The sequence below is a fragment of the Gordonia sp. SL306 genome, from assembly GCF_026625785.1.
In the GTDB taxonomy this organism is placed as follows: domain Bacteria; phylum Actinomycetota; class Actinomycetes; order Mycobacteriales; family Mycobacteriaceae; genus Gordonia.
This window is the reverse complement of the sequence record NZ_CP113063.1, coordinates 4,518,570-4,540,564: the sequence shown is the minus strand read 5'-3', so window position 1 is coordinate 4,540,564 and position 21,995 is coordinate 4,518,570. Positions and strand designations below refer to the sequence as shown.

The window sequence follows — 21,995 nt, the reverse complement described above, 5'->3', positions numbered from 1 at the left end:
CGCCTCGGTGAACAGCCGGTGACCCGATCACCCGCGGAGCACGGGCGGTTGAGGCCTGCGCCCGCGGTCAGGACAATGGAGGCCGTGAGTACCGAGGTCCCCGGCGGCATAGAGCCCAGCAACCCTTCCACGCAGCGAACCTTTTACGACGAGGTGGGCGGCGCGGAGACGTTTCACAAGCTCACCGCGCGGTTCTACGAGGAGGTCGCCGCCGATGAGGTGTTACGGCCGCTCTACCCCGAGGAGGACCTCGGACCCGCGGAACGACGTCTGCGGATGTTCCTCGAGCAGTACTGGGGCGGGCCCCGCACGTATTCGGAGGAACGTGGCCATCCACGGTTGCGCATGCGCCACCACCCGTTCCGCATCGGTCCCATCGAACGCGATGCATGGCTGCGCTGCATGCACACCGCGATCGGGTCGATCGACGCTCAGACCCTCGATGACCCGCACCGGCAGGCACTGGTCGACTACATGGAGATGGCAGCGCAATCGATGATGAATTCGCCCGTCTGACACGCCGACACGTCCGTTTCGACGCGCCGAGATGACCTGTAGTTCTCACCGAAAACACAGGTAGGGCACAATGACGACGGTGAGCGACGAGACATCGAACGCTGTCCCCGCCGAACCGGATCCCGATGCCGCGCCCGACGCGGTGGTCACCGATGCCGACGGGAACGACGTGACCTCCGAGGAGGCCGCGGCCACGGACAGCACAGACGAAGACGCTGCTGAGGGCGTGGGCAAGGAACCGGCGGACGACACGGTCGACTCTGCGCGTACAGATCCCGGTCCCACCGAGACCGAGGGTGCCGGCGAGACCGACGAGACCGGAACTCCGGACGCGGACGTCGCTGGGAGCGCCGACGAAGCCATCGACGACTCGGAGATCGAGGCCGCAGGCGACGACGAGCAGACCGCCGAAACCGTTGAGGCCGTTGAGGTCGACCACGCGGACGACGACACCGACGACGCAGTTGCCACCGACATCGAGGCGACCGAGGACAACGACGACCCGACCGACGACATCGCCGCCGACGACCAGACTGTCGATGCCGACGATGCCGTGGTCCCCGCAAGCGCTGCGACGCAACTCGATCCCGATGACGACACCTGGTGGAAGGCCGCGATCTTCTACCAGATCTATCCGCGCTCGTTCTCCGATCTGGACGGCGATGGCGTCGGCGACCTCGCCGGTGTGATCGACAAGCTCGGCTACCTCGAACTCCTCGGGGTGGACGCGCTGTGGCTGAGTCCGATCATGCGCTCCCCCATGGCCGATCACGGCTACGACGTCTCCGATCCACGCGACATCGATCCGATCTTCGGCGATCTCGCGCGGTTCGACGAGCTGATCGCCGAGGCCCATGAGCGGTCGATCCGCGTCACGATGGACCTCGTCCCCAACCACACCAGCGATCAGCACCCATGGTTCGTCGAGGCGCTGGCGGCCGAACCCGGCAGCAGCGAGCGGGCGCGGTACATCTTCCGCGACGGACGAGGCGATGACGGCGACGAGCCGCCGAACAACTGGCAGAGCATCTTCGGTGGTCCGGCCTGGACGCGGGTCCCGGATCCCGATGGCACACCGGGGCAGTGGTATCTGCACATCTTCGCTGCCGAACAACCGGATCTGAACTGGGAGAACCCCGAGGTCTTCGACGATCTGGAGAAGACCCTGCGTTTCTGGCTCGACCGCGGGGTGGACGGTTTCCGCATCGACGTCGCGCACGGCATGGCGAAGCCTGCCGACCTACCCGACATGGATCTCGAGTCGGCGGGTCTGCTGCAGAACGACGACGACGATCCGCGGTTCAACAACTATGCGGTGCACGACATCCATCGCAAGATCCGCAAGGTGCTCGACGAGTATCCGGGCGCGGCCAACGTCGGTGAGATCTGGGTCGACGACAACGAACGATTCGCCGAATACCTGAGGCCCGACGAGTTGCACCTCGGTTTCAACTTCCGCCTCGCCAAGGCGACGTTCGACACGGAATCGATCCGGGACGCGATCGAGAACTCGCTGGAGGCAGTGCTGTCGGTGTCCGGGGTGCCCACCTGGACCCTGTCCAACCACGACGTGGACCGTGAGGTCAGCCGCTACGGACGTATCGCGGCCACGCCCGCCGGTGCCGACCCCGCCGATGTCGATGTCGAGTCATCCGACACCGACATCGATCTGGGCATCCTGAGGGCGCGCGCCATGCTGCTCGTCGAACTCGCACTGCCGGGAACGGTGTTCATCTACAACGGCGCCGAACTCGGACTGCCGAACGCCGACCTGCCCGACGGCGCCCTCCAGGACCCGGTGTGGGAGCGCTCCGGGCACACCGAGCGTGGCCGCGACGCGTGCCGGGTTCCGCTGCCCTGGGAGGGTGTCGAGCCGCCGTTCGGGTTCAGCAGCAATCCGGACACGTGGCTGCCGATGCCCGCATCATGGACGCGGTTCACCGTCGAGGCACAGCTCGAGGACATCGGTTCGACGCTCTCGCTGTATCGGCAGGCGATCGAGATGCGGTATGAACGACCGGAATTCGAGGGTGACACGGTGGAGTGGTACGGCGCGCCGGACGGCTGCCTGGCCTTCCGCCGGTCGGTCGGGCACCTGACCTGCGCCCTCAACACCGGCGACGTCCCGGTCCCGCTCCCGCCCGGCGAGATCCTGCTGACCAGTTATCCACTCATCGACGGTCAGCTCGCGCCAAACTCGGCTGCCTGGCTGGTCTGAGCGCCTTCCGGGGAACACCGTGGGACGGGCGTCCTCACACGGTCATCATCGCGATCTTCTCCCGGCGCTGGAAGACCGATCCGTAGCGTGCATCTATCCGAATCCAGGCCCCCGACACACGGATCCGAACCGGTTCGTCGGCGGCGATACGGTCGAGCGGTGACGTTTCGGTGATCTCGTGGCCGTCGGCGTCCCGGATGAACCCCATCGCGGTGACGGCGAAGAGCGATCTCATCGAGACCGAGGCCCGCCGTTCACCGTCGCGCGACGTCACGTCGAGCACATCCTGGTCGAGCAGTCCGGTCGCCGGACCATGGGCGCTGCCCTCGGTCCGCGCGAGATGCGCACCGCCACGGGACAACTCGACGACGGTACGCGCCGGGACGTCATCGAGCTGGGTGAAACCGGAGTTCGCGGGCAGCGCGCCGCGCCAGGCACTGTCCAGACCGAAACCGGGGTCGACCGCGCTCCCCGACTCCGCCGCCGACAGTGCCGCGCGCAGCATCCCGGCGTCCGCGACGATGTCGTCGGGTCGCATCGTCCCGAACACGGATCTGCTTGCGAGGACATCGAATCCGGTGTTGACCCAGAATCCGAGTAAACCGTCGGGGCGGGCGGCCACCCGCACGGCGGCCGTGTCGTCGAGGCGGACCGCGCGTCCCAGGAATGTGACGGCATCGGCCCGGTCACCCGGCCCGGTCACCGTGATGTGGCGTTCGGGCGCGGTCACCGGACCTCCGGGTCCGCACGGCGGAAGGACGCGAGGAACCCCTTCTCCTCTGCTGTGAGTCGTCGCAGACGCTGCGCATCGACGTCGAACGCGACGAGCTGGGTGGTGGCGGTGACCGCCGGCTTGCTCGCCGGGTCGGCCCCCTTCGGCCGGACCTCATAGCCGACCGTGAAGTCCACCGCGCGCAGCTGCTCGACGAACATGGTCACCTCGATCGGCCCCTCGTCGTGGCGCACCTGCTCCCGGTACTTCACGTGCAGGTCGGCCACCACGCACCCTTCTCGCAGCGAGGCGGTGGGCCGTCCGTCGTAGAAGAGCCACGGAATCCGTGCCTCCTCGAGGAGGGTCACCATCCGGGCATGGTTGATGTGGGCGAAGACATCCATGTCAGACCAGCGGACGGGCACCTTGACCAGATATCCGGCGTCGGTCCTCGTTCCTTCGTCCTCGTAGAGCACGCGCTTCCCTTCCCAGACGTCGTCGACCCGCGACTCGTCGCCGCGGGTCCAACCCTACGCAAGCGCGGTCGCCGGATCAGCCCGGCATGATCTGAACCGGCAGGCCGTTGAGCACCACGGTGCCCGACAGCGGATCGAGCACCGTCCCGTCGTTGAGCCGGTTCACGTTCACGCCAGGCGTCGAGGCTGCGACGGTGAGTCTGGTGCCCTCGATGTCGTGCCCCCATCCGTGCGGCAACGACGCGACACCGGGACGGATGTCGGTCGTGATCTCGACGGGGACGCAGAGCTCGCCGCCGGGACCGCGGATGACCGCGACGTCGGCGAGCCCGAGACGGTCCGCGTCGTCCGGATGGACGTGCAGGGTGCAGCGGTTTGTCCCTCCCGACAGTGCCGGCAGGTTGTGCATCCAGCTGTTGTTGGAGCGCAGATTGCGTCGGCCGATGAGCACGAGATCGTCGGGCCCGCGATCGATCGCGGCACGCAGCCGTGCGACGTCGCCGATCAGATCCTCGGCGGCGAGTTCGATCTTCCCCGACTCGGTCCGCAGTACCCCGGGCAGCCGCGGCCTCATGGGACCGAGGTCGATGCCGTGCGGGGCATCCCTGAGGGAGTCGAGGGTCAATCCGTCGGCCCTGGAGCCGAACGCGTCCCCGTAGGCGCCGAGTCGCAGCATCATGTCGAGTCGTCGTTCGTATCCCGGACCGTCGCGCAACATGTCGGCGAGTTCCTCGACCCGACGGCCGGCCACCGGCGAGTGCTGATCCGACACCTCCTTCGAGAGCGTTGCGGTGATCGCCTGGTCGTCCACCAGGCCCGGGTCGGCGTGCACCCCGACGCCACTGACTGCCAGCGCGATCCGGGAGACGATCTCGGCCTCGTCGGGCCGCCCGGCGGGCAACTCGAACACCGGGGGCGAGTAGCGGGCCGTCGCCCGGACGGCGAGATTGTTGAGCACGAAGTCGAAGTGAGGGCTCTGCGACGGCGGTGGCGGAGGCAGGATGACGTCGGCGTGACGGGTGGTCTCGTTGAGGTACGGGTCGATGCTCAGCATGAAGTCGACGCCCTCGAGGGCACGCGCCAGACGCTCCCCGTTCGGCGCGGACAGGACCGGGTTCCCGGCGACCGTGATCAGGGCTTCGAGTTGTCCGGCCCCTGGGGTGTCGAGTTCCTCGGCGAGAGCCACGGCCGGTAGTTCGCCCGCCACCTCGGGGTGTCCGGACACCCGGCTCCGCCAGCGTCCCGTCCGGAACGTGCGGCCCGGGCGTGGCGGACGTGGCGCCGGTGCAGTGGGGGCGGTCGGGAACATCACGCCGCCGGGTACGTCGAGATTGCCGGTGAGGATGTTGATCGCATCGATGAGCCAGCTGCCGACGGTCCCGAATTCGACTGTGGTGGTTCCCATCCGGCCGTACACCGCCGCCGACGACGCGGTTGCCACCGCGCGGGTCAGCTCGCGAAGATCCGCGGCGGGGACGTCACAGTATCCGGCGACGCGTTCGGGGGCGAACTCGTCCGCGGCCCGTCGACCCCGGTCACATGACGCGCGATCCCACCGAGGTCGGGTGCCACCAGGTTCTCGTCGAACAACGTGTGCACCATCGCGAACAGCAGGGCGGCGTCGGTCCCCGGGCGGGGCGCGATGTGTGTGTCGGCGAGTTTCGCGGTGCGGGTTCGAGCCGGATCGATCACCGTCAACCGCCCGCCGCGACGACGCAATGCGGCGAGTTTTCCCGGGAAGTCGGCGGCGGTGGTGACGCTTCCGTTGGACACCACCGGGTTCGCGCCGATGACGACCAGGTGGTCGGTCCGATCCAGGTCTGGCACCGGGAACGCGAACGGGTTCCCGAACAGATACCCCAGGGCCACCTGTTTGGGCATCTGGTCGAGTGTGCTCGCGCTGAACACCTGTTGGGTACCGAGCGCCCTGGCCAGCAGCGGCGTGTAGAGCGCCCCGGCGACGGTGTGCGCATTCGGATTACCGAGGTACAGGCCGACCGACGACCCGCCGTGATCGCCGATGACCGCTCCGAGGCGGTCGGCGACCACGTCGAACGCCTCATCCCAGCCGGTGGTGACGAGCTCACCGCCACGGCGCACCAGAGGTTGCCCGAGACGATCCGGATCGTCGTCGAGGTCGGGCAGACTCGCCCCTTTGGGGCAGATGTAGCCATGACTGAAGACGTCGTCATGATCGCCCCGTGCGGTCAGGACCCGTCGCTGCGAGTCGTCGACGGTGAGGGTCAGTCCGCAGGTCGCCTCACACAGCGGACAGATGCGCAACGCATTTCGGGCCATGACCAACCCTAGACCGGGGCGACCTGCGTCCGGACGGTATCGCTCAACGGATCACGCTGCGCAGTTGACGGGCCGCCACGGAGAGCACGGCCAGGTCCAGGGTGTCCGACTCGGTGATGTCGGCGAGCATTGTGCGGACCCGGGACAACCGGGAGGTGTGCGAGAACTCCCATTCGTCGATCTTCTCCGCCGCCGACTCGTCGGGCTCGCCCACCTCGAGGATCTTCAGTGTCAGAGCCCGGAGTGCGCCGTGCATGTCATCGCGAAGTGCCAAGCGCGCCAGCGCATGCCATCGATCGCCGTAGGCGAGGTCGGATACCGCGGTCAGCAACTCCTCGAGTCCGAAGTGTTCCATCACCGCGAAATAGAGTTCGCCGACCTCGACGGGCTCACGGTCCGCGATCTCCGAGGCATCGATGATGTCGAGGAGGCAGAACCGGTGCAGGCTCACCGCCACGTCGTGCGCGAGATCCTGGGGCACGCCTGCCGCCTGGTAGCGGTCCACGCGCGCGTCGACATCGAATGCCGAACTCGCCCCGAACCAGCTGTCGAGCAGGGCCGACAGCTCCGCGACCCGCTCCCCGTACCGGGTGATCTCCGCGGCCATCGCCAGCGGCTGTGGCCGGAATGCCAGCAACCACCGAGATGCCCGGAACAGCAGACGCCTGGCGTACATGGACATCTCGTCGATCGCCGCAGCAGGCGCGGGCGCATGGGTGATCCGTTCGATCAGACCGTCCATCCCGAAGACCGCGCCCGCCACCACATATGCGCGAACGCCCTCCTCTGTCGAGGAGCCGGTGCCCTCCCCCAGACGGAACAGGTGTGTCATCCCCGCCTTGTCGACCACGTCGTTGACCAGCGTGGTGGTCACGATCTCCCGCCGCAGGCGGTGCGAGCGGATGCCGTCGGCGAACCGATCCCGCAGGGGCATCGGGAAATAGCCGGACAACCGCGCGTCGAACACCTCGTTGTCGGGCAGATCGGTCGCGAGGAGATCCGACTTCGCCGCCAGTTTCACATGGGCCATCAGGGTGGCGAGTTCGGGAGAGGTGAGGCCGCGATGCAGCTCGCCGCCGAATCGCTTCCGGAGTTCGGCCGGTTGCGGTAGCGCCTCCAGCCGGAGGTCCACACCGCGATTGCGCGAGAGATCGGTCAGCTGCCGCATGTGGACGTCCACCCGGACGGTGGAGAAGGTTCGGCTGAAGCCGAGTTCGGAGTTCTGCGAGATGTTGTCGGCCAACACCAGATCGGCGACCTCACCGGTCATCGACTCCAGCAGCGGGTTGCGGTCCGCGACGTCCAGGTCACCCGACGACACCGCGGAATCGAGCAGGATCTTGATGTTCACCTCGTGGTCGGAACAGTCGACGCCCGCCGAGTTGTCCATCGCGTCGGTGTTGACGCGCCCACCCGCAAGGTCGAATTCGATCCGGCCGCGCTCGGTGGCGCCGAGGTTCCCACCCTCCCCGAGGACCTTGGCGCGCAACTCCGAGCCGTCCACGCGGATCGCGTCGTTCGCCTTGTCGCCGACCTCGGCGTCGGACTCGGTGGACGCCTTGACATAGGTGCCGATGCCGCCGTTCCACAGCAGATCGACAGGCGCCAGCAGAATTGCCCGGATCAGTTCCGGTGGCGACAACGCGGTTATCCCGTCGCCGAGGCCGAGCGCAGCGCGCATCTCGCCGCTGACCGGGATCGACTTCTGCTCCCGCGACCACACCCCGCCGCCGGGACTGATCAGCGTTGTGTCGTAATCGGCCCACGACGAGCGGGCAAGCGCGAACAACCGTTCACGCTCTCGCCGTGCGGCGGTCGCACCGGGTTCCGGATCGACGAAGACATGTCGGTGGTCGAAAGCTGCGACCAGCCTGATGTGCTCGGACAACAGCATCCCGTTGCCGAAGACGTCACCGCTCATGTCGCCGATCCCGACCACCGTGAAGTCCTCGGATTGGGTGTCGCGGCCCAACTCGCGGAAGTGGCGCTTCACCGACTCCCACGCACCCCGGGCGGTGATCCCCATCGCCTTGTGGTCGTAACCGGCCGACCCACCCGAGGCGAAGCCGTCACCGAGCCAGAAACCGTACTGCGTGGCAACGTTATTGGCGATGTCGGAGAACGACGCGGTGCCCTTGTCCGCGGCGACGACGAGATACGGATCGTCGCCGTCCCGACGCACCACAGACCGAGCCGGGATCACCGTTCCGCTCTGATGGTCGATGTTGTCGGTGACGTCGAGCAGGCCGGAGATGAAGGCCCGATAGCACTCGACACCCTCGGAGCGTTGGATGTCACGGTCCGCGACCGGATCACCCGTCGACGCAGGCGGGCGCTTCACGACGAACCCGCCCTTGGCCCCGACGGGGACGATCACCGCGTTCTTCACGGCCTGCGCCTTCACCAGTCCGAGGATCTCGGTGCGGAAATCCTCGCGCCGATCAGACCATCGCAGACCACCGCGGGCGACCATTCCGAAGCGCAGGTGCACGCCTTCGATGCGCGGTGAGTACACGAAGATCTCGTGCAGTGGCCGGGGCTCCGGCGCCTGCGGGATGTCGCGGGGACGGAGCTTGAACGAGATGACCGGTCGACGACCGGCATCGCCGGTCACGTAGTAATTGGTGCGCGAGGTCGCGGTGACCACCGCGACGAACGCCGACAGGATGCGGTCGGCGTCCAGGCTGATCACTGTCTCGACGTCGCGCCGCAGGCGTGTGAGGACATCGTCACGCCGGTCCTCGTCGGCACCTGCCGGGTCGAACGACGCGGCGAACAGGTCGACCAACCCACGGGTGACCGACCTGTGCTCACCGAGAACCGCCGCGACATGTGTTGTCGTATAGGAGAATCCACACTGACGCAGATACCGGGCGTAGGCACGGAGCATCGCCGCCGACCGCCAGTCCAACCCGCATCGGATCACCAATTCGTTGAACGCGTCCACTTCCGCGTTCTGGCGCCAGATCTGACGGAACGCATCGGTGAACCGATGCTCGAGATCGTCGAGGGCCTCGGCGTCCACCGACATTCCCGTCGTCAGGGTCACACCGAATTCATAAGCCCAGCACGATGTTCCGTCCGGGCGAATGAGGTGATAGGGATGCTCGTCGAGGACGTCGAGACCGAGACTGTGGAGCACCGGCAGCACATCGGTGAGGGTCGCGGCCGCCCCGCACAGGTACAGCGTGAAGATCCACCGGTCGTCGGCGAGTTGTCGGTTGTCGACGTCGTCGGCGATCGCCTCACCGACCTCCCGTTCGTCCGGTTCCCCCTGGACGAATCGACTCAGTGTGACAGTGACGCCGCCCGGCTCCAACTGGGTCACGTGGATCAGATCGGCGAGGGCCGCCCGTGGGTTCCGTTGCTCCTTGTAGTCCTCCGGAAGTGACGGCAGGGCGCGGAGCAAGGTGTCGACGCCACCGGCCGGCCAGTCCGACGGCGGGTGTCCGGCCTCGGTGGCGCGACCGAGAGCGCGGACACGTTCGTCCCAGCTGCGTATCGATCCGGCGAGTTTCGCTTGCATCGCCTGATGCCTGCGGCCGCCGGTGTCTAGTGAACCGAGCAGCCGCGCGCGGTCGCTGTCGACACGTACCAGCACCTGGAGCAGCGCCAGCGGCATCTCACTCACTCGTGCGGTGTACTCGATCGCGGTCCCACCGAGTGCGTCGAGGAGTTCGGCCTGCAGCGTGAGGCGCGACTGGGTGTTGTAGCGGTCACGCGGCAGGTAGACCAGGGCCGCCGCCATCCGCCCGTCGGGGTTCATGCGTACGAACAGTCGCAGCGACCGGGTCGCGACCGCGTCCAGCATCTCGTCGACCTGGCGGCCGAGTTCGGCATCGGTGGCGGCGAACATCTCGACGAGCGGGTAGTTCTGCAGCAGTTCGAGCATCGCCTGCCCGGCGAACGAGTCCGCGTCGACACCGGCCCGGTCGAGAACGCCACGAACCTTGGCGCGCAGCACCGGGATGTCGAGCACCGTCTGATGCAGGCCGGACGAGGTGAAGGTGCCGACGAACCGATGCTCGCCTGCGTGCTCGCCGTCGGAGGTGAACGCGGGTATCTGCAGCAGGGTGGGAAAGTCGGAACGCTGGATTCCGGTCTCGAGGTAGATGCGCGACACCCGCGGCAACGGCGCCTCGGCGGCGACCGGGAACGCCGACACGACCGTGTCCGTGCGCCACACACCGAGACGGTCGGTGAGTGGCGCGCCGTCGGCGGGGGCGCGCGCATATCCGAGCGGCAGGAAGTGGTTGCCGACGAACCACTCCAGCAGGCGCGCGTACTCCTGACGCTCGCCCGCGGGCAGGCCGGTAGCACCGGACTCCTGGACAGCCGCGCATTCGACGGCCAACTCGGTGAGTCCGGTCCGCATCCGATCGACGTCCCGGTCGACGTCGGCGACCCGGCCGATGACCTCGAGGACGTCGGACCGCAGGGCTGCCAGATCGAAGTCGGGTTGCTGCGACAGGGCGACGACGAAGATCCATGATTCGACGGAGGTCGGCTCGTCGTCGCCGAAAGCCGACAGCGTCCCGTCGCCGTGGCGGATCACCGGCAGCACCGGATGGTCGATGCGGGTCACCACCAGCTCGTGGGCCTCGACGGTCGCCAGCACCGCCTCGACCAGTAGGGGCATGTCGTCGTTGACGACCACCACCTCGACGCCGCCGGACCGACTCGCGGCGATGTCGACCAGACGTTCGCCGGGATCGCGCCGATGAGCCACGTCGAGGTGACGACGTACCCGGTCGACCTCCTCGGATGCGAATCGATCCAGATCCGGCGACTCTGCCGGACGCGCCGACGAGGAGGAGCTGAAATATCGCGCAATCGCTTGCGGCAGAAGCGATGTCACGTTCGGCAACGGCACTCACCCCATCGCGGGAGGGGCAGGGACCCGGAATCTCCGGAGTGTGCCCTCTCCTCTGCGATGGTAATGACCGAGGTGGTCGCGGTCAGCCGATCCGGCGCGTGTCCGGCCGCCGATGCACGAATTAGTCGCGGGTGAGCTTGCGGTGCGTGACCCGATGCGGCCGCGCGGCGTCGGCACCGAGACGTTCCACCTTGTTGGCCTCGTAGGCCTCGAAGTTGCCCTCGAACCAAAACCACTGACCTTCGGCGACGTTGCCCTCCCACGCCAGGATGTGGGTACAGGTGCGGTCGAGGAACCACCGGTCGTGCGAGATCACCACGGCACAACCGGGGAACTTCTCGAGAGCATTCTCCAGGGAACCGAGGGTCTCGACGTCGAGATCGTTGGTCGGCTCGTCCAGCAGGATCAGGTTTCCGCCCTCTTTGAGGGTCAGCGCCAGGTTCAGGCGGTTGCGCTCACCACCGGACAAGACCTCGGCACGCTTCTGCTGGTCGGGGCCCTTGAAGCCGAATGCACTCACGTACGCGCGTGACGGCATCTCGTTCTGGCCGACCTCGATGAAGTCCATCCCGCCGGACACGACCTCCCAGACGTTCTTCTTGGGATCGATGTTCGCGCGGTTCTGATCCACATAGCTCAGCTTGACCGTCTCGCCCACCTTGACCGAGCCCGAATCGGGCTCCTCGAGGCCGACGATCGTCTTGAACAGGGTGGTCTTGCCGACGCCGTTGGGGCCGATCACACCGACGATGCCGTTGCGCGGCAGGGTGAAGGACAGGTCCTTGATCAGCACCCGCCCGTCGAAACCCTTGTCGAGGTTGTTGACCTCCACCACCACGTCGCCCAGACGTGGTGGGGTCGGGATCTGGATCTCCTCGAAATCGAGCTTGCGGGTCTTCTCGGCCTCGGTCGCCATCTCCTCATAGCGCGCGAGACGGGCCTTGTTCTTGGTCTGACGCGCCTTGGCTCCCGAGCGGACCCAGGCCAGCTCCTCCTTGAGGCGGCGCTGCAACTTCTGGTCCTTCTTGCCCTGGACCTCGAGACGCTCGGCCTTCTTCTCCAGGTAGGTGGAGTAGTTGCCCTCGTAGGGGTGCAGCTTGCCGCGGTCGACCTCACAGATCCAGCCCGCGACGTGATCCAGGAAGTACCTGTCGTGGGTGACGGCGAGGACGGCGCCGGGGTACCCGGCCAGGAACTGCTCGAGCCACAGCACACTCTCGGCGTCGAGGTGGTTGGTCGGCTCGTCGAGGAGCAGCAGATCGGGCTTCTGCAGCAGGAGCTTGCACAGGGCGACACGACGGCGCTCACCGCCGGAGAGATGGGTGACCGGCGAGTCGGCCGGCGGGCACCGCAGAGCGTCCATCGCCTGCTCGAGCTGCGAGTCCAGGTCCCACGCGTCGTTGTTGTCCAGGTCTTCCTGGAGCTTGCCCATCTCCTCCATCAACTCGTCGGAGTAGTCGGTGGCGAGCTGCTCGGCGATCTCGTTGAAGCGGTCGAGCTTCACCTTGATCTCGCCCATCCCCTCCTCGACGTTCTCCTTGACCGTCTTCTCCTCGTTGAGGGGAGGCTCCTGCATCAGGATGCCGACGGTGGCGTCGGGGTCGAGGAAGGCCTCGCCGTTCGACGGCTGGTCGAGCCCGGCCATGATCTTCAGAATCGACGACTTGCCGGCGCCGTTGGGTCCGACGACGCCGATCTTGGCGCCGGGATAGAACGACATGGTGACATCGTCGAGGATGACCTTGTCGCCGTGCGCCTTGCGCACCTTCTTCATCGTGTAGATGAACTCGCTCACGCTTCAACCTCTCTAGCGGCGTTTTCGGGTCTCTGGACTGTGGTGTCTCCCGCAGAACTCCCTCGCAGGGAGAAAGAAATCAGGCGGAAGGTCCAACCCATGACACAACGGTTGTTCAGTCTAGTGGCACCACGTCGGGGCAGGCTGTCCCCGCCCGCGGCCCGTCCGCGACCAACCGTCGACGCACCCTCGCGTTCGACGCACCCCTCGCATCAGACGTCCGGCGATCCAGCCCACTGACGCCACCGCATTGGGCGGACCGGACAGCGAGGGGTGCCGCGAGCGCTTGGCGGGTCAGACGGCTGGGAAGTGTTTCACCCTCAACGGGTTCCGACGCCTCCAGCACCCTGGGCGGCAACCGCGTTGTCGTGATCGGCCTGCAAGGCGAACCAGAACGTCTCGCTCTGGTTGAACAGCTTTCCGAGCCTCTCCGACATTCCCAATGTGATGACGCGCCGACCCTCCATGATCTCGCGGACATGCCCCAGAGGCACGCCCAACTGCCCTGCCAACTGCCGCGGAGACAGTCCGAGGTCGGTCATGAACTCGTCGGCGAGCAGCTCGCCGGGATGGATGGGTGCGGACACGGCACCAACGGTATCCGCGCCGCGTAGACGCTGACAAAAAGCGTGGTGATCCACGCGCGAACCCGTGGCCGTCGTTCCCGCCTCACAGGGACGACGACCACGGGTCGTGAGAGGTCGGCCGACGATCACGCCGCCGTGGGGGCCACGTCGGCCTCTGCCGCCCGGTCGACCGCCTGCGGTCGGTCGGCTCCTGGTGTTCCCTGGTAGGTGACCACACACCGGCTCAGGTCCAGTCCCACCGCATTGGCGGTCATCTCGAGGTCGGAGCGCTTCTCCCCATCGGCGGTGACGTATTCGTTGGTCTTGATCTGCCCGTGGGCGATGACTGGGCGTCCCTTCGCGACCGCGAGACCGACTCCCGCCAGAAGCCGACGCCAGCAACTCACGGTCAGATACAGGGTCGGACCGTCGATCCATTCCTGACTGCGCTTGTCGATCCGTCGCGAGTTGCACGCCACGCGGAAGGAGATCACCTCCTCCCCGGTGGTGGTCTGCCTGCGCCGTGGTTCGGAAACAACGGTGCCGATGATGGTGGTGTAGGTCTCGTACATGCTCGACTCCTCGGGTTCTCCCGCGCCACGCGTTGTCGTGGCTGGAGCCAGCATCGATCACGCGACAGCCGCGAAACGATCCGCAGCGTGATCTGTGGACAAGTCCGCGGAATCGCCGGCGATCACGTCCGGTTGTGGAGATCCTTGAGCATTTCGTTGTAGCTCTCGAGATCCGCGTCGTGATCCCGTGCGGCCCGGCGGTCGTAACGGCGAGCCTGCTTCTCGTCCTGGCGCCGCCATTGCACGAGCAGCGCGAGCATGATCACCACCAGCGGTATCTCGCCTGCCGCCCAGGCGATTCCACCGCCGGCGCGCTGATCGTCGAACAGGTCGTAGGCGAACGGCAGGTTCAGGCTGCGGTAGTACCCCTCGGCGATGACCGCACCGGCCATCATCAGGGCCACCCCGAAGAACGCATGGAACGGCAGCGAACCCATGACGATGCCGAGTTTCGCGACCGGTCGGACCTGACGTGGCGCGGGGTCGATGCCGATCACGATCCAGTAGAAGAGGTAGCCACTGAGCAGGAAGTGCGCGTTCATCAGGATGTGCGCCGCGTGATACGGCACCACCGCCTCGAACACACCGCCCAGATAGAGGACGTAGAAGCTGCCGACGAAGAGGGTCGCCGCGACCGCGGGGTGGGTCAGGAACCGCGACGGCCCACTGTGGATGGCCGACTGGATCCACTCCCGCGGCCCGGGGGGATTACCCCTTCCGGCCGGCCGCAATGCACGCAGTGCCAGCGTGACCGGCCCGCCCAGGACCAGCAGGACCGGGATCATCATCGACATCAGCATGTGCGCGATCATGTGCATGCTGAACATCGCAGGCGAGTATCTGCCGAGGCCGGACGACGTCGTGAACAGCAGCAGCGCGCAGCCGAGAATCCAAGCCACCGTCCGCCCGACCGGCCAGTCGTCCCCACGGCGCCGGAGCCGCACCACCCCGCGCAGATAGACGATGGCCAGGACGATCGCGAGCGTCCCGAACAGGAGATCGAACCGCCAGTCGACCAGAATCCGCCACAGCGAGGGCGGGGCGTCGATCCGGTATCCGATCTGCGCCTCGACCGCGGAGACGTCGGCGTTCTCGCCTGCCGGCGGTGGGGTCCGCGACAGGCCGACGGCCAGTCCGAAGGTGATGGCGAACACCAGCGTCTCGACGATGCCGAATCGGACGAACGTCGACCGCGGCGCGGGCTCGTCCTCCAGGCGCGCGATGGTCACCCGCCGATGCCAGGCCCCCAGCGCGCCGAGCACGACCAGTGCACAGGTCTTGGCCAGCACCAGCCGCCCATAGGTGTCGCTGAAGAGATCGGCGAGCGGCATCCGGACGAGTGCGTTGATCACCCCGCTGACGCCGACCGCGAGGATGCTCCAGAACGCGACCCGGGAGAACCGTCGAACCGCCAGCACCCGCCAGCGCCCGTCGGCCAGGGCGTAGACGACCACTGCGAACAGCCCACCCATCCACACCGTCGCGCCAACGATGTGCACGATCAGGCTGTTGGTGGCCACGTCATGGTTGCCACCCGTCGACGAGTGGCCGGCGAGCGCCGCAGGCATCAGGCTCAGCACCATCAGCGCGATCGCGCCGAACGTCCACCCCCACTTCAGGATCACGCGCGCCAGGGCCGCGGCGGCCACCGCGAAGATCGCCGTCCACAGCCAGGTGCGCGCGTCGGCGACCTGCGAGTACGAGTTGATCAGGTTCCCCGGTTTCAGCGACGCCGACAGTGGTTGCCCACTCACGTTGGAGATCGACAGCGGGATCAGCAGGACGGCACAGACGGCCCAGGTGAGGGCGGCGGTCGCCGCGATCCGGATCGCTCGATAGCCACCGACGTCGAGCACACCGTCGGATTGCGGGGGCACGAAGAACGCGGCGAAGACGGCCGACCCCAGAGCGATCGCGGCACTCACCTCACCGACCGCAGTGACCGCAGGCAGCCCATAGGTCGTCAGCCAACCCGGGTCGGGCACACCGGCGAGTTGCACCGCCGTCGCCGCCGACATCGCTGTCACGAGGATCGCGACGATCCCGGCCAGCCAACCGAGCGCCCACGACAGACCCGCCGCCGCGCCTCGCTGCTCGCGCATCGCGTCCCGGCCGGGCTCGGCCGGGACTGTCGGCGTTGCGCTGGTCATGGCACCACTCTAGGACGGGATATACTCGCCCACGCTGCCGCCCCGAGCGGCGCTGCCTCCGTAGCTCAGGTGGATAGAGCAAGGGCCTTCTAATCCCTAGGTCGCAGGTTCGAGTCCTGCCGGGGGCACCACGTTTGTGCACGTCAGAGGTCTGTCGCCCTCGACCGTGCAAGATCCGTGCAATTCGGACGATCAAATCCGCCGACCTCATGGCCCATCGGGCCCTAATTGAGGCGCTGGCCGCCGTCCGCCTGCTCCGCGGTGTGCGTGGCCGGAACGTGTTCGACCCCTCGTGTGTCGTGTGGCGGTCCTAGGTCAAACGCCCGGATGTCCCGCGCGTTTCGGAGGTCGGTACGTTGCCTGCCCTGAGATTCGCGGCGGCATCCAATAGGGTCTGGCCGACGGTTTGAACTTGAAATCGGCTGGTAGGCCCTCGGCTATAAACCTGGCGCGCTCCGCAGTCGTCGCGTGACGCGACTGACTGGCCCAAAGCCAAGTGAGCGAACCGAATAAAAGCCAGACGACAAGCACTGTCCAGAAGACGATTGCCCATGGCCACGACATAGACGGTGGCCCCCAGTACGGGAGCCCTAGAGCTGCGCCGTAGGCGGACCCGTACCCCACGATGCCAAGTATGAATATCGGCCAGTCGGTTGGAACCTTGTGCATTGCGGCAACTTTGCGGCCAAGATCGTCGGCCTCGGCAACCAGCGCGGCCCGTTGCGCCGCGAAGTCGTCTATGTCCGACATCCCCCGGATGAGATCCAGCAGCTTTTGAAGACGCCAGCCCCGGTAACGTCCAGGCCCGAATACCGCCAGCGCGAGCGTGATGCTTCCAGCGATGAAGGCACCCACCAACGGGCCAACCACGAGTTTGAGGAAGTCCATGCGACTCAGTATTCAGCCTGTGGACAGACGAGTTACGGTCGACTCATGTCTTGGATACTCGAGCCACGCGACAATGCAGGTGGCCACGTCCTGGTGAATCGGACGGGTAACCCGGCCCACGATGTCACCGTGACCGCGCTGGATGACGCCGCCGATGCCTGGCATCCGGCACGGCCTCCATACGCCCCGGCCCCCCACGCGAGTATCGGCCTGGATGTAGAGGTTCAGGATGGCGACGATGTCGGCGGTTGGCGTTTTGGCCTCGGCGCGGACCCGGCCGGAATAGTCGAGATCCGTTGGTCTGATACCCCCGGCGCTCCTCCAAGCCTGGCCGCCAGGATCGACGCGGGCGCGAGCCTGGAGTCATACGAGATCTAAGCGGCCGTTGCGCGACGACTCGCGCGGCCATGATCTGGTGGCCGTTGGCACGAACGGCTGAAGTCAGCGAATCTTGACCGAATATGTCAGCGGAGCGCTGTATCTTCTGCTCATGTCAGGATGCACTGCACCGGTTCAAGGCCATCGCTCTGCGGCCGCTCAAGCGAACTGCCCCGAATGCCGCTACCGCTCTCGCCGGTCGACCTACTCGCCGCCGCCTCGCACCTATGTGGCGCCTCCGCCGCCGCGCCGGTTTCCGAGCTATGCCAGCAGCTCCCCTGGGGGTGGCGGTCGATCCACCGGCGGGAGTGGCAGTTCAAGCCGTGCCCGGCGATCATCCGTTTCGTACTCGCAGCGAGAGCATCAAACGCTCAACCCAGTTCGCGAACAGGTCGTCAAGATCGCCCAGACCGTTGACGCCGGTCGCGATCTGTTTCTCTGCCATGCATGGGACGACCGTCAGGGCACAGCCCTGGAACTGAACAACCTCTTGACCGATCTCGACGTATCGGTCTGGTTTAGTGAGATGGACGTCCCACTCGGCACGTCGTTAATCCGCAAGATCGACAAGGGCTTGGCGAGTTCACGCGCCGGGATCGTTCTTGTCACACCTTCATTGTTCAAGAGCCTGAACAATGAAGGTATCGCGGCGCAGGAGCTTTCAGCATTGCTCGCGACCGACCGGGTTATCCCAATAGTCCACGACACGACATTTGATGAGTTACGACGGGTCAGTCCGTTGCTTGCGGCACGGTCCGGACTGGACACTGCGAGCTACTCCTCACTGGAGGAAGTCGCCGCAATGATCGCTGACACGGTCCTGATCGACTAGGCCCCGGACCTCCTTACGAGACGTCCGGGGCCGTTGGTCGTGCGGTCAGGTCATGCGGTCAGGTCATGCGGCCGCGGTGGCGACCTTGAACACTGCGGTGGGTTGGTAGACCGAGATCCCAAACCGCCCCTCCACGCGGACCTGAACCTGGTTGCGGGCGAACAGCTCCCCACTCTCGGTGGACCACTCCACCTGGACGGCCGGTCCGACGATGTCGATGGACACCGCGGCCGGGTCCAGGACGATGGCGGTCTTGGCCGGGAGGCCGGTGGCCAGGACCGCTCGCAGACCCCAGATCTTGCGCTCCCCCTGGTCCAGGGGGACGCCGCGGTACGAGAGCGCGGCGTCGGTGGTGGCCAGTAGCTCCAGGGCTTCCCAGTCGGCCGGGGAAATCACCAGGACGCTGGGTTCGTAGCCGAGACTCTCGGCCTGGGTGATGGCCTTACGGACCGAGGTGAGGACGTTGGTGGCGAACGCCTGGACGCTCACGCCGGAGGTGGACAGGATGCCGGTGAGGTTGGCCCCGAGGCCGTCCCCGGTGAGGACCTGGGCCTGGACGGCGCGGTCCAGTCCGTAGACCATCTCATCGGCTAGGAACCGTTGGAGGCCGGGAGCGTCCTGGAGGACGAACTTGTCGACCGGTTCTGAGAGGTGGGCGATGACCGTGGCTTCACCGTCGATGGTCTCGACGCCGTAGACCGACTCGGGTTTGAGGGCACCGGGTGCCACTGGTGCCGCGGCCGAGGTCCGGGAGTTCTGGCGCAGGTAACGCCACGTCGGGGTGGTCCGGGTGACCGTGGGCAACACGTCCAGGATCGACGTTGCGGGACGGCCAACCGGGATCACGTCCGGGCGGATCGGTACGTCCGAGACGATCTGGCCGGAGCTGGTGAGGGCCTTGGTTCCGATGCCCGTGGCCGTCTCATCGCCGGGAGCTCGGTGGCCGCCGGTCATCTTGGTGGCAATGGCCGATGCCATCGCTTTACGGCCTGCGCCGAAAGTCAGGAACTTGTCCTTGGTGAGGGTGTCCACGTGAGTCTCCTTGTGGTTCTTGGTATTTGATGCCTTGGTTTTGAATGGTGCAGCGAATGTGGCGAACCGGTCCGAGGTGTGGGCGGCGTCCTGGGCTCCCCAGGCCGTGTGAAATACGTCGGCCCCTTTGGTTCCGTGCATGACATCTGCGATGTACTGGAGCCCGTACCGGTCGGTCGGGCTCATGGCGGCCCATTTTTCGATCTCCTGGCGGTAGCCCTTGGCCTTACCTTGTGCCTTGTCCACCTCGGCGGCCTCCGCGTCGGTGAGATCCCGGCCCTCCTCCTCGGCGGTCTCGATCAGCTCATTGGCGGCCTCGGTGGCACGCTCCAGCGCCGCCACGAGACGCTCACCCACGGTCATGTCTGACTCGTCGGGCTTGTCGTCCTCGGCGGCGTCCGGGTCGTCGGCGGCCAAGGCCGCGGCCTTGGCCCGTGCCTTGAGGAGCTTGGTCGGGGGCGTGGCCGACTTGGACGCGGTGATGGTGGCCCTGTCGTTGGCCGGACGCGAGACCAGAGAGACCTCAATGAGGTCCAGGTCGGTGAGTTCGTTCACCCCGTCCGAGGCCTTGACCGAGTTCCGGACGCCGTACCCGATGGACAGGGATCCGACCCGGCGGGCCTTGACGGCCCGGTAGGCGGCCGCGCCGAACTCGGTGTCCAGGTCCAGCTTGGCGTGTATCTCCAGGCCCTCGTCGGTCTCGCGCGCGGACTTGATCTCACCCACCAGGTTCCGGGGGTCGGAGGTCTTGTGTTCCCACGCGATGGGTACGACGGTGTCGGTCTCCAGGGACTTGGTGAACGCTCCCTTGACGACTCGGTCTCCCTGGTGGTCCACGTTGCCGAACGTGGACGCGTAGCCGATGAACTCACCCTCGGCCAGGCCGCTGGTCTTGATGCCGGTCACGGCAATTGTTTTGTGCATTGTGCGCACGGGTTCCCTCCTTGAGGGTGTGAGAAATTGGAGTCGATCAACAACGAAAGATCAGCGCACACTGTGCGTTTCGACCTCGTCGGATTCGTTCGCGGCCTGGTCTCGCGGGCCTCACCGCTGGTGAGGATGGCGGACGCTGGTGGCGACTTCTCCGAGGACTAGGTTACCGGACTATCGACCTCCAGGCTGTAACCAGACATGCGGAGCAGGCCGCGGACCGAGATCAGGCCCGAGTGCCGTTCCTCGGTGACCATGACGCCGCCGCGGTCGAGTCTGCGAACCCATGCGTTGCGGTGCGGGTGCCGCGGCCAGCGCGTGACCTCCACGACCTCGCCCGCGGGGGTGGCGTAGCGGTGGTGCTCGTGCTCGCCCTGCCCGCGGACCCGATGCCGGTACGTCTCGGTCTGCCGCACGTTCGTCGCGGTCATCGCCGCGCCTCCATCGTCGCGATCACGTTCTCCGCGCGGTGGTGGAGGGTGAGGCCGGGATCCTGGCCGGGGGTGCGGACGGTGAGGAGCAGCGCCACGGCTCCACCGAGGAACCGGCCGGGGTGAGCCGATCCCGCGATGATGAGCGGCTCCAGGACCTCGGGGGTGTCCCCGTCCCGTAATGCGTTGGTGAGCCTGGCGATGTCGCGGACACCCTCAGGGGTCACGGTGATGTCGATCATCGAACCACCCCGTCCACGGCCGCCAGGACGGCCGTGGCGGCCTCCTGGAGCTCCCGGCCGGGATGGTCCGGATCTGGCGTTGGATGACAGGTCAACAGGAGTAGCGCCGCCCCGAGGTAGCTACGGGGCTTCTCCAATGCCCGCGTCAGGAGTGGGCCGAATTGCGCAGGGTCCTTGGTGCGCAACGCGGTCACCAGTTCCGTTGTAAATGCGATGTCGTCGGCGGTCGGGGTAAGGGTGTTTTGAGTCATCTCGGTTGTACGTCCTTCGTGTTGACAATCTGGGTCAATTCGGCCGGCGGGAATCTAAACATGAGGGCTCCTCACGTTTTTTCAAACTTCCGGAACCGGTGGACCTGGGAATGGCTTGGTTTTTCCAGCGGCAATCACCCCCTACCCCCCAGATCTATTGCGGCGCATTGCAAACGGGTTAGCCCTGCTGGCGGCCGTGGGTCCGACCACCCGGTTCGCGGAGACCCCCGAAGCCCAGGCCCAGCACTTGGATCGCACGGGACATCTGATGCATGTCGCGGTGACTTCCCGCCACCTCTCGCGCTCGTCCGGGTATCCCAGCTCGGTCGCGTGCACGTCTGGGTCAAACAACGGGCCATGGCCTCGGCACGCTGCGCCGCGTAGATCCTCGGTGCCCTGGAGAACGTGAGTGAGGAGTCCGACGACATCATGGGTCGGTGAAGCGTTCACCCGCGGCCCTCCTCGGCGTCGATGATGTCGGATGTGAGGGCGCGACCACGGATCACTCCGAGGTCCTCGGCCAGGTCCTTGGCCAAGCGGCGGCCGCGGGCAACTCCGAACTCCTCACGGATCGTGGCCTTGCTTGTCTCCCTTGAGGACACACGTGGGCCTCCGAGGCGGCCATGGTTGTCCACCGAGGCCTGGATGGGTTTGTTGTCGGTCACTTGAGGTCCTCCTTCGGTTGCGCGGCCAGGTCGGCGGACACGGCCTGCTGACCATGTAGCCCAAATGAGTGGGACCCCATTGCCTGGGCGTGTGCTGTCTCGGCCGATGCCCGGTCCGTGTTTGTCTTCCACGCCGCATGAGTTCGCGGCACACAGGCCCTTATAGG

At 66.6% G+C, this 21,995-nt stretch carries 16 protein-coding genes, 1 tRNA gene and 1 pseudogene; 5 read left to right on the top strand and 13 right to left on the bottom strand.

The window, feature by feature from the left end; translation table 11 throughout:
• Window positions 1–75: 75 nt before the first annotated feature.
• Both OVA31_RS20745 and OVA31_RS20740 read left to right on the top strand, forming a co-directional pair.
• On the top strand, window positions 76–516 hold the full coding sequence (locus OVA31_RS20745) for a globin (RefSeq protein WP_267628461.1): 441 nt from the start codon (window positions 76–78) through the stop codon (window positions 514–516).
• Window positions 517–586: 70 nt separating this feature from the next.
• Entirely contained in the window at window positions 587–2,734 is a 2,148-nt protein-coding gene (locus OVA31_RS20740) for an alpha-amylase family glycosyl hydrolase (protein ID WP_267628460.1), read from the top strand.
• 34 nt (window positions 2,735–2,768) lie between these two features.
• Here OVA31_RS20740 and OVA31_RS20735 read toward each other — a convergent pair whose 3' ends face one another.
• The 8 genes and pseudogenes from OVA31_RS20735 to OVA31_RS20700 form a co-directional block, all read right to left on the bottom strand.
• Window positions 2,769–3,464 (bottom strand): hypothetical protein, encoded by a 696-nt coding sequence (locus tag OVA31_RS20735; RefSeq protein WP_267628459.1) that lies wholly within the window; start codon window positions 3,462–3,464, stop codon window positions 2,769–2,771.
• Entirely contained in the window at window positions 3,461–3,922 is a 462-nt protein-coding gene (locus OVA31_RS20730) for an acyl-CoA thioesterase (protein ID WP_267628458.1), read from the bottom strand. The genes OVA31_RS20735 and OVA31_RS20730 overlap by 4 nt, the downstream gene beginning before the upstream one ends.
• Before the next feature lie 76 nt (window positions 3,923–3,998).
• Window positions 3,999–6,220 (bottom strand): annotated as a pseudogene (locus OVA31_RS20725) (molybdopterin-dependent oxidoreductase).
• Window positions 6,221–6,263: 43 nt separating this feature from the next.
• A complete protein-coding gene (locus OVA31_RS20720; RefSeq protein ID WP_420714094.1) occupies window positions 6,264–11,078 on the bottom strand; it encodes an NAD-glutamate dehydrogenase in 4,815 nt (1,604 codons plus the stop codon).
• 139 nt (window positions 11,079–11,217) lie between these two features.
• Complete coding sequence (gene ettA / locus OVA31_RS20715; RefSeq protein ID WP_267628456.1) at window positions 11,218–12,891, bottom strand: energy-dependent translational throttle protein EttA; 1,674 nt, start codon at window positions 12,889–12,891, stop codon at window positions 11,218–11,220.
• Between the two features lie 320 nt (window positions 12,892–13,211).
• On the bottom strand, window positions 13,212–13,478 hold the full coding sequence (locus tag OVA31_RS20710) for a HigA family addiction module antitoxin (protein ID WP_267628455.1): 267 nt from the start codon (window positions 13,476–13,478) through the stop codon (window positions 13,212–13,214).
• A 125-nt stretch (window positions 13,479–13,603) separates the two neighbouring features.
• Window positions 13,604–14,029, bottom strand: a complete 426-nt coding sequence (locus tag OVA31_RS20705; RefSeq protein ID WP_267628454.1) for a single-stranded DNA-binding protein — start codon at window positions 14,027–14,029, stop codon at window positions 13,604–13,606.
• Between the two features lie 122 nt (window positions 14,030–14,151).
• Window positions 14,152–16,179 (bottom strand): cytochrome c oxidase assembly protein, encoded by a 2,028-nt coding sequence (locus OVA31_RS20700; protein ID WP_267628453.1) that lies wholly within the window; start codon window positions 16,177–16,179, stop codon window positions 14,152–14,154.
• A gap of 54 nt (window positions 16,180–16,233) precedes the next feature.
• On the opposite strand from OVA31_RS20700, the gene OVA31_RS20695 reads away from it, so the two are divergent.
• The 3 genes from OVA31_RS20695 (at window position 16,234) to OVA31_RS20685 (ending at window position 18,277) form a co-directional block, all read left to right on the top strand.
• Window positions 16,234–16,310 (top strand) — tRNA-Arg (locus OVA31_RS20695).
• Between the two features lie 532 nt (window positions 16,311–16,842).
• Window positions 16,843–17,445 carry a hypothetical protein gene (locus tag OVA31_RS20690; protein ID WP_267628452.1) on the top strand — a complete coding sequence of 201 codons (603 nt, stop codon included), beginning with the start codon at window positions 16,843–16,845 and terminating at the stop codon, window positions 17,443–17,445.
• A 73-nt stretch (window positions 17,446–17,518) separates the two neighbouring features.
• Window positions 17,519–18,277, top strand: coding sequence for a toll/interleukin-1 receptor domain-containing protein (locus OVA31_RS20685; RefSeq protein ID WP_267628451.1), 759 nt, complete (start codon window positions 17,519–17,521; stop codon window positions 18,275–18,277).
• A 63-nt stretch (window positions 18,278–18,340) separates the two neighbouring features.
• Here OVA31_RS20685 and OVA31_RS20680 read toward each other — a convergent pair whose 3' ends face one another.
• From OVA31_RS20680 to OVA31_RS20660, 5 genes are all read right to left on the bottom strand, one after another.
• On the bottom strand, window positions 18,341–20,233 hold the full coding sequence (locus OVA31_RS20680) for an HK97 family phage prohead protease (RefSeq protein ID WP_267631628.1): 1,893 nt from the start codon (window positions 20,231–20,233) through the stop codon (window positions 18,341–18,343).
• A gap of 167 nt (window positions 20,234–20,400) precedes the next feature.
• Window positions 20,401–20,670 (bottom strand): hypothetical protein, encoded by a 270-nt coding sequence (locus tag OVA31_RS20675; RefSeq protein ID WP_267628450.1) that lies wholly within the window; start codon window positions 20,668–20,670, stop codon window positions 20,401–20,403.
• The gene (locus OVA31_RS20670; protein ID WP_267628449.1) at window positions 20,667–20,912 is read right to left on the bottom strand and encodes a hypothetical protein; all 246 of its coding nucleotides are present in this window, start codon (window positions 20,910–20,912) and stop codon (window positions 20,667–20,669) included. The genes OVA31_RS20675 and OVA31_RS20670 overlap by 4 nt, the downstream gene beginning before the upstream one ends.
• Window positions 20,909–21,106 (bottom strand): hypothetical protein, encoded by a 198-nt coding sequence (locus tag OVA31_RS20665; RefSeq protein WP_267628448.1) that lies wholly within the window; start codon window positions 21,104–21,106, stop codon window positions 20,909–20,911. The genes OVA31_RS20670 and OVA31_RS20665 overlap by 4 nt, the downstream gene beginning before the upstream one ends.
• Before the next feature lie 503 nt (window positions 21,107–21,609).
• Window positions 21,610–21,828, bottom strand: coding sequence for a hypothetical protein (locus OVA31_RS20660; protein ID WP_267628447.1), 219 nt, complete (start codon window positions 21,826–21,828; stop codon window positions 21,610–21,612).
• Window positions 21,829–21,995: the final 167 nt, after the last annotated feature.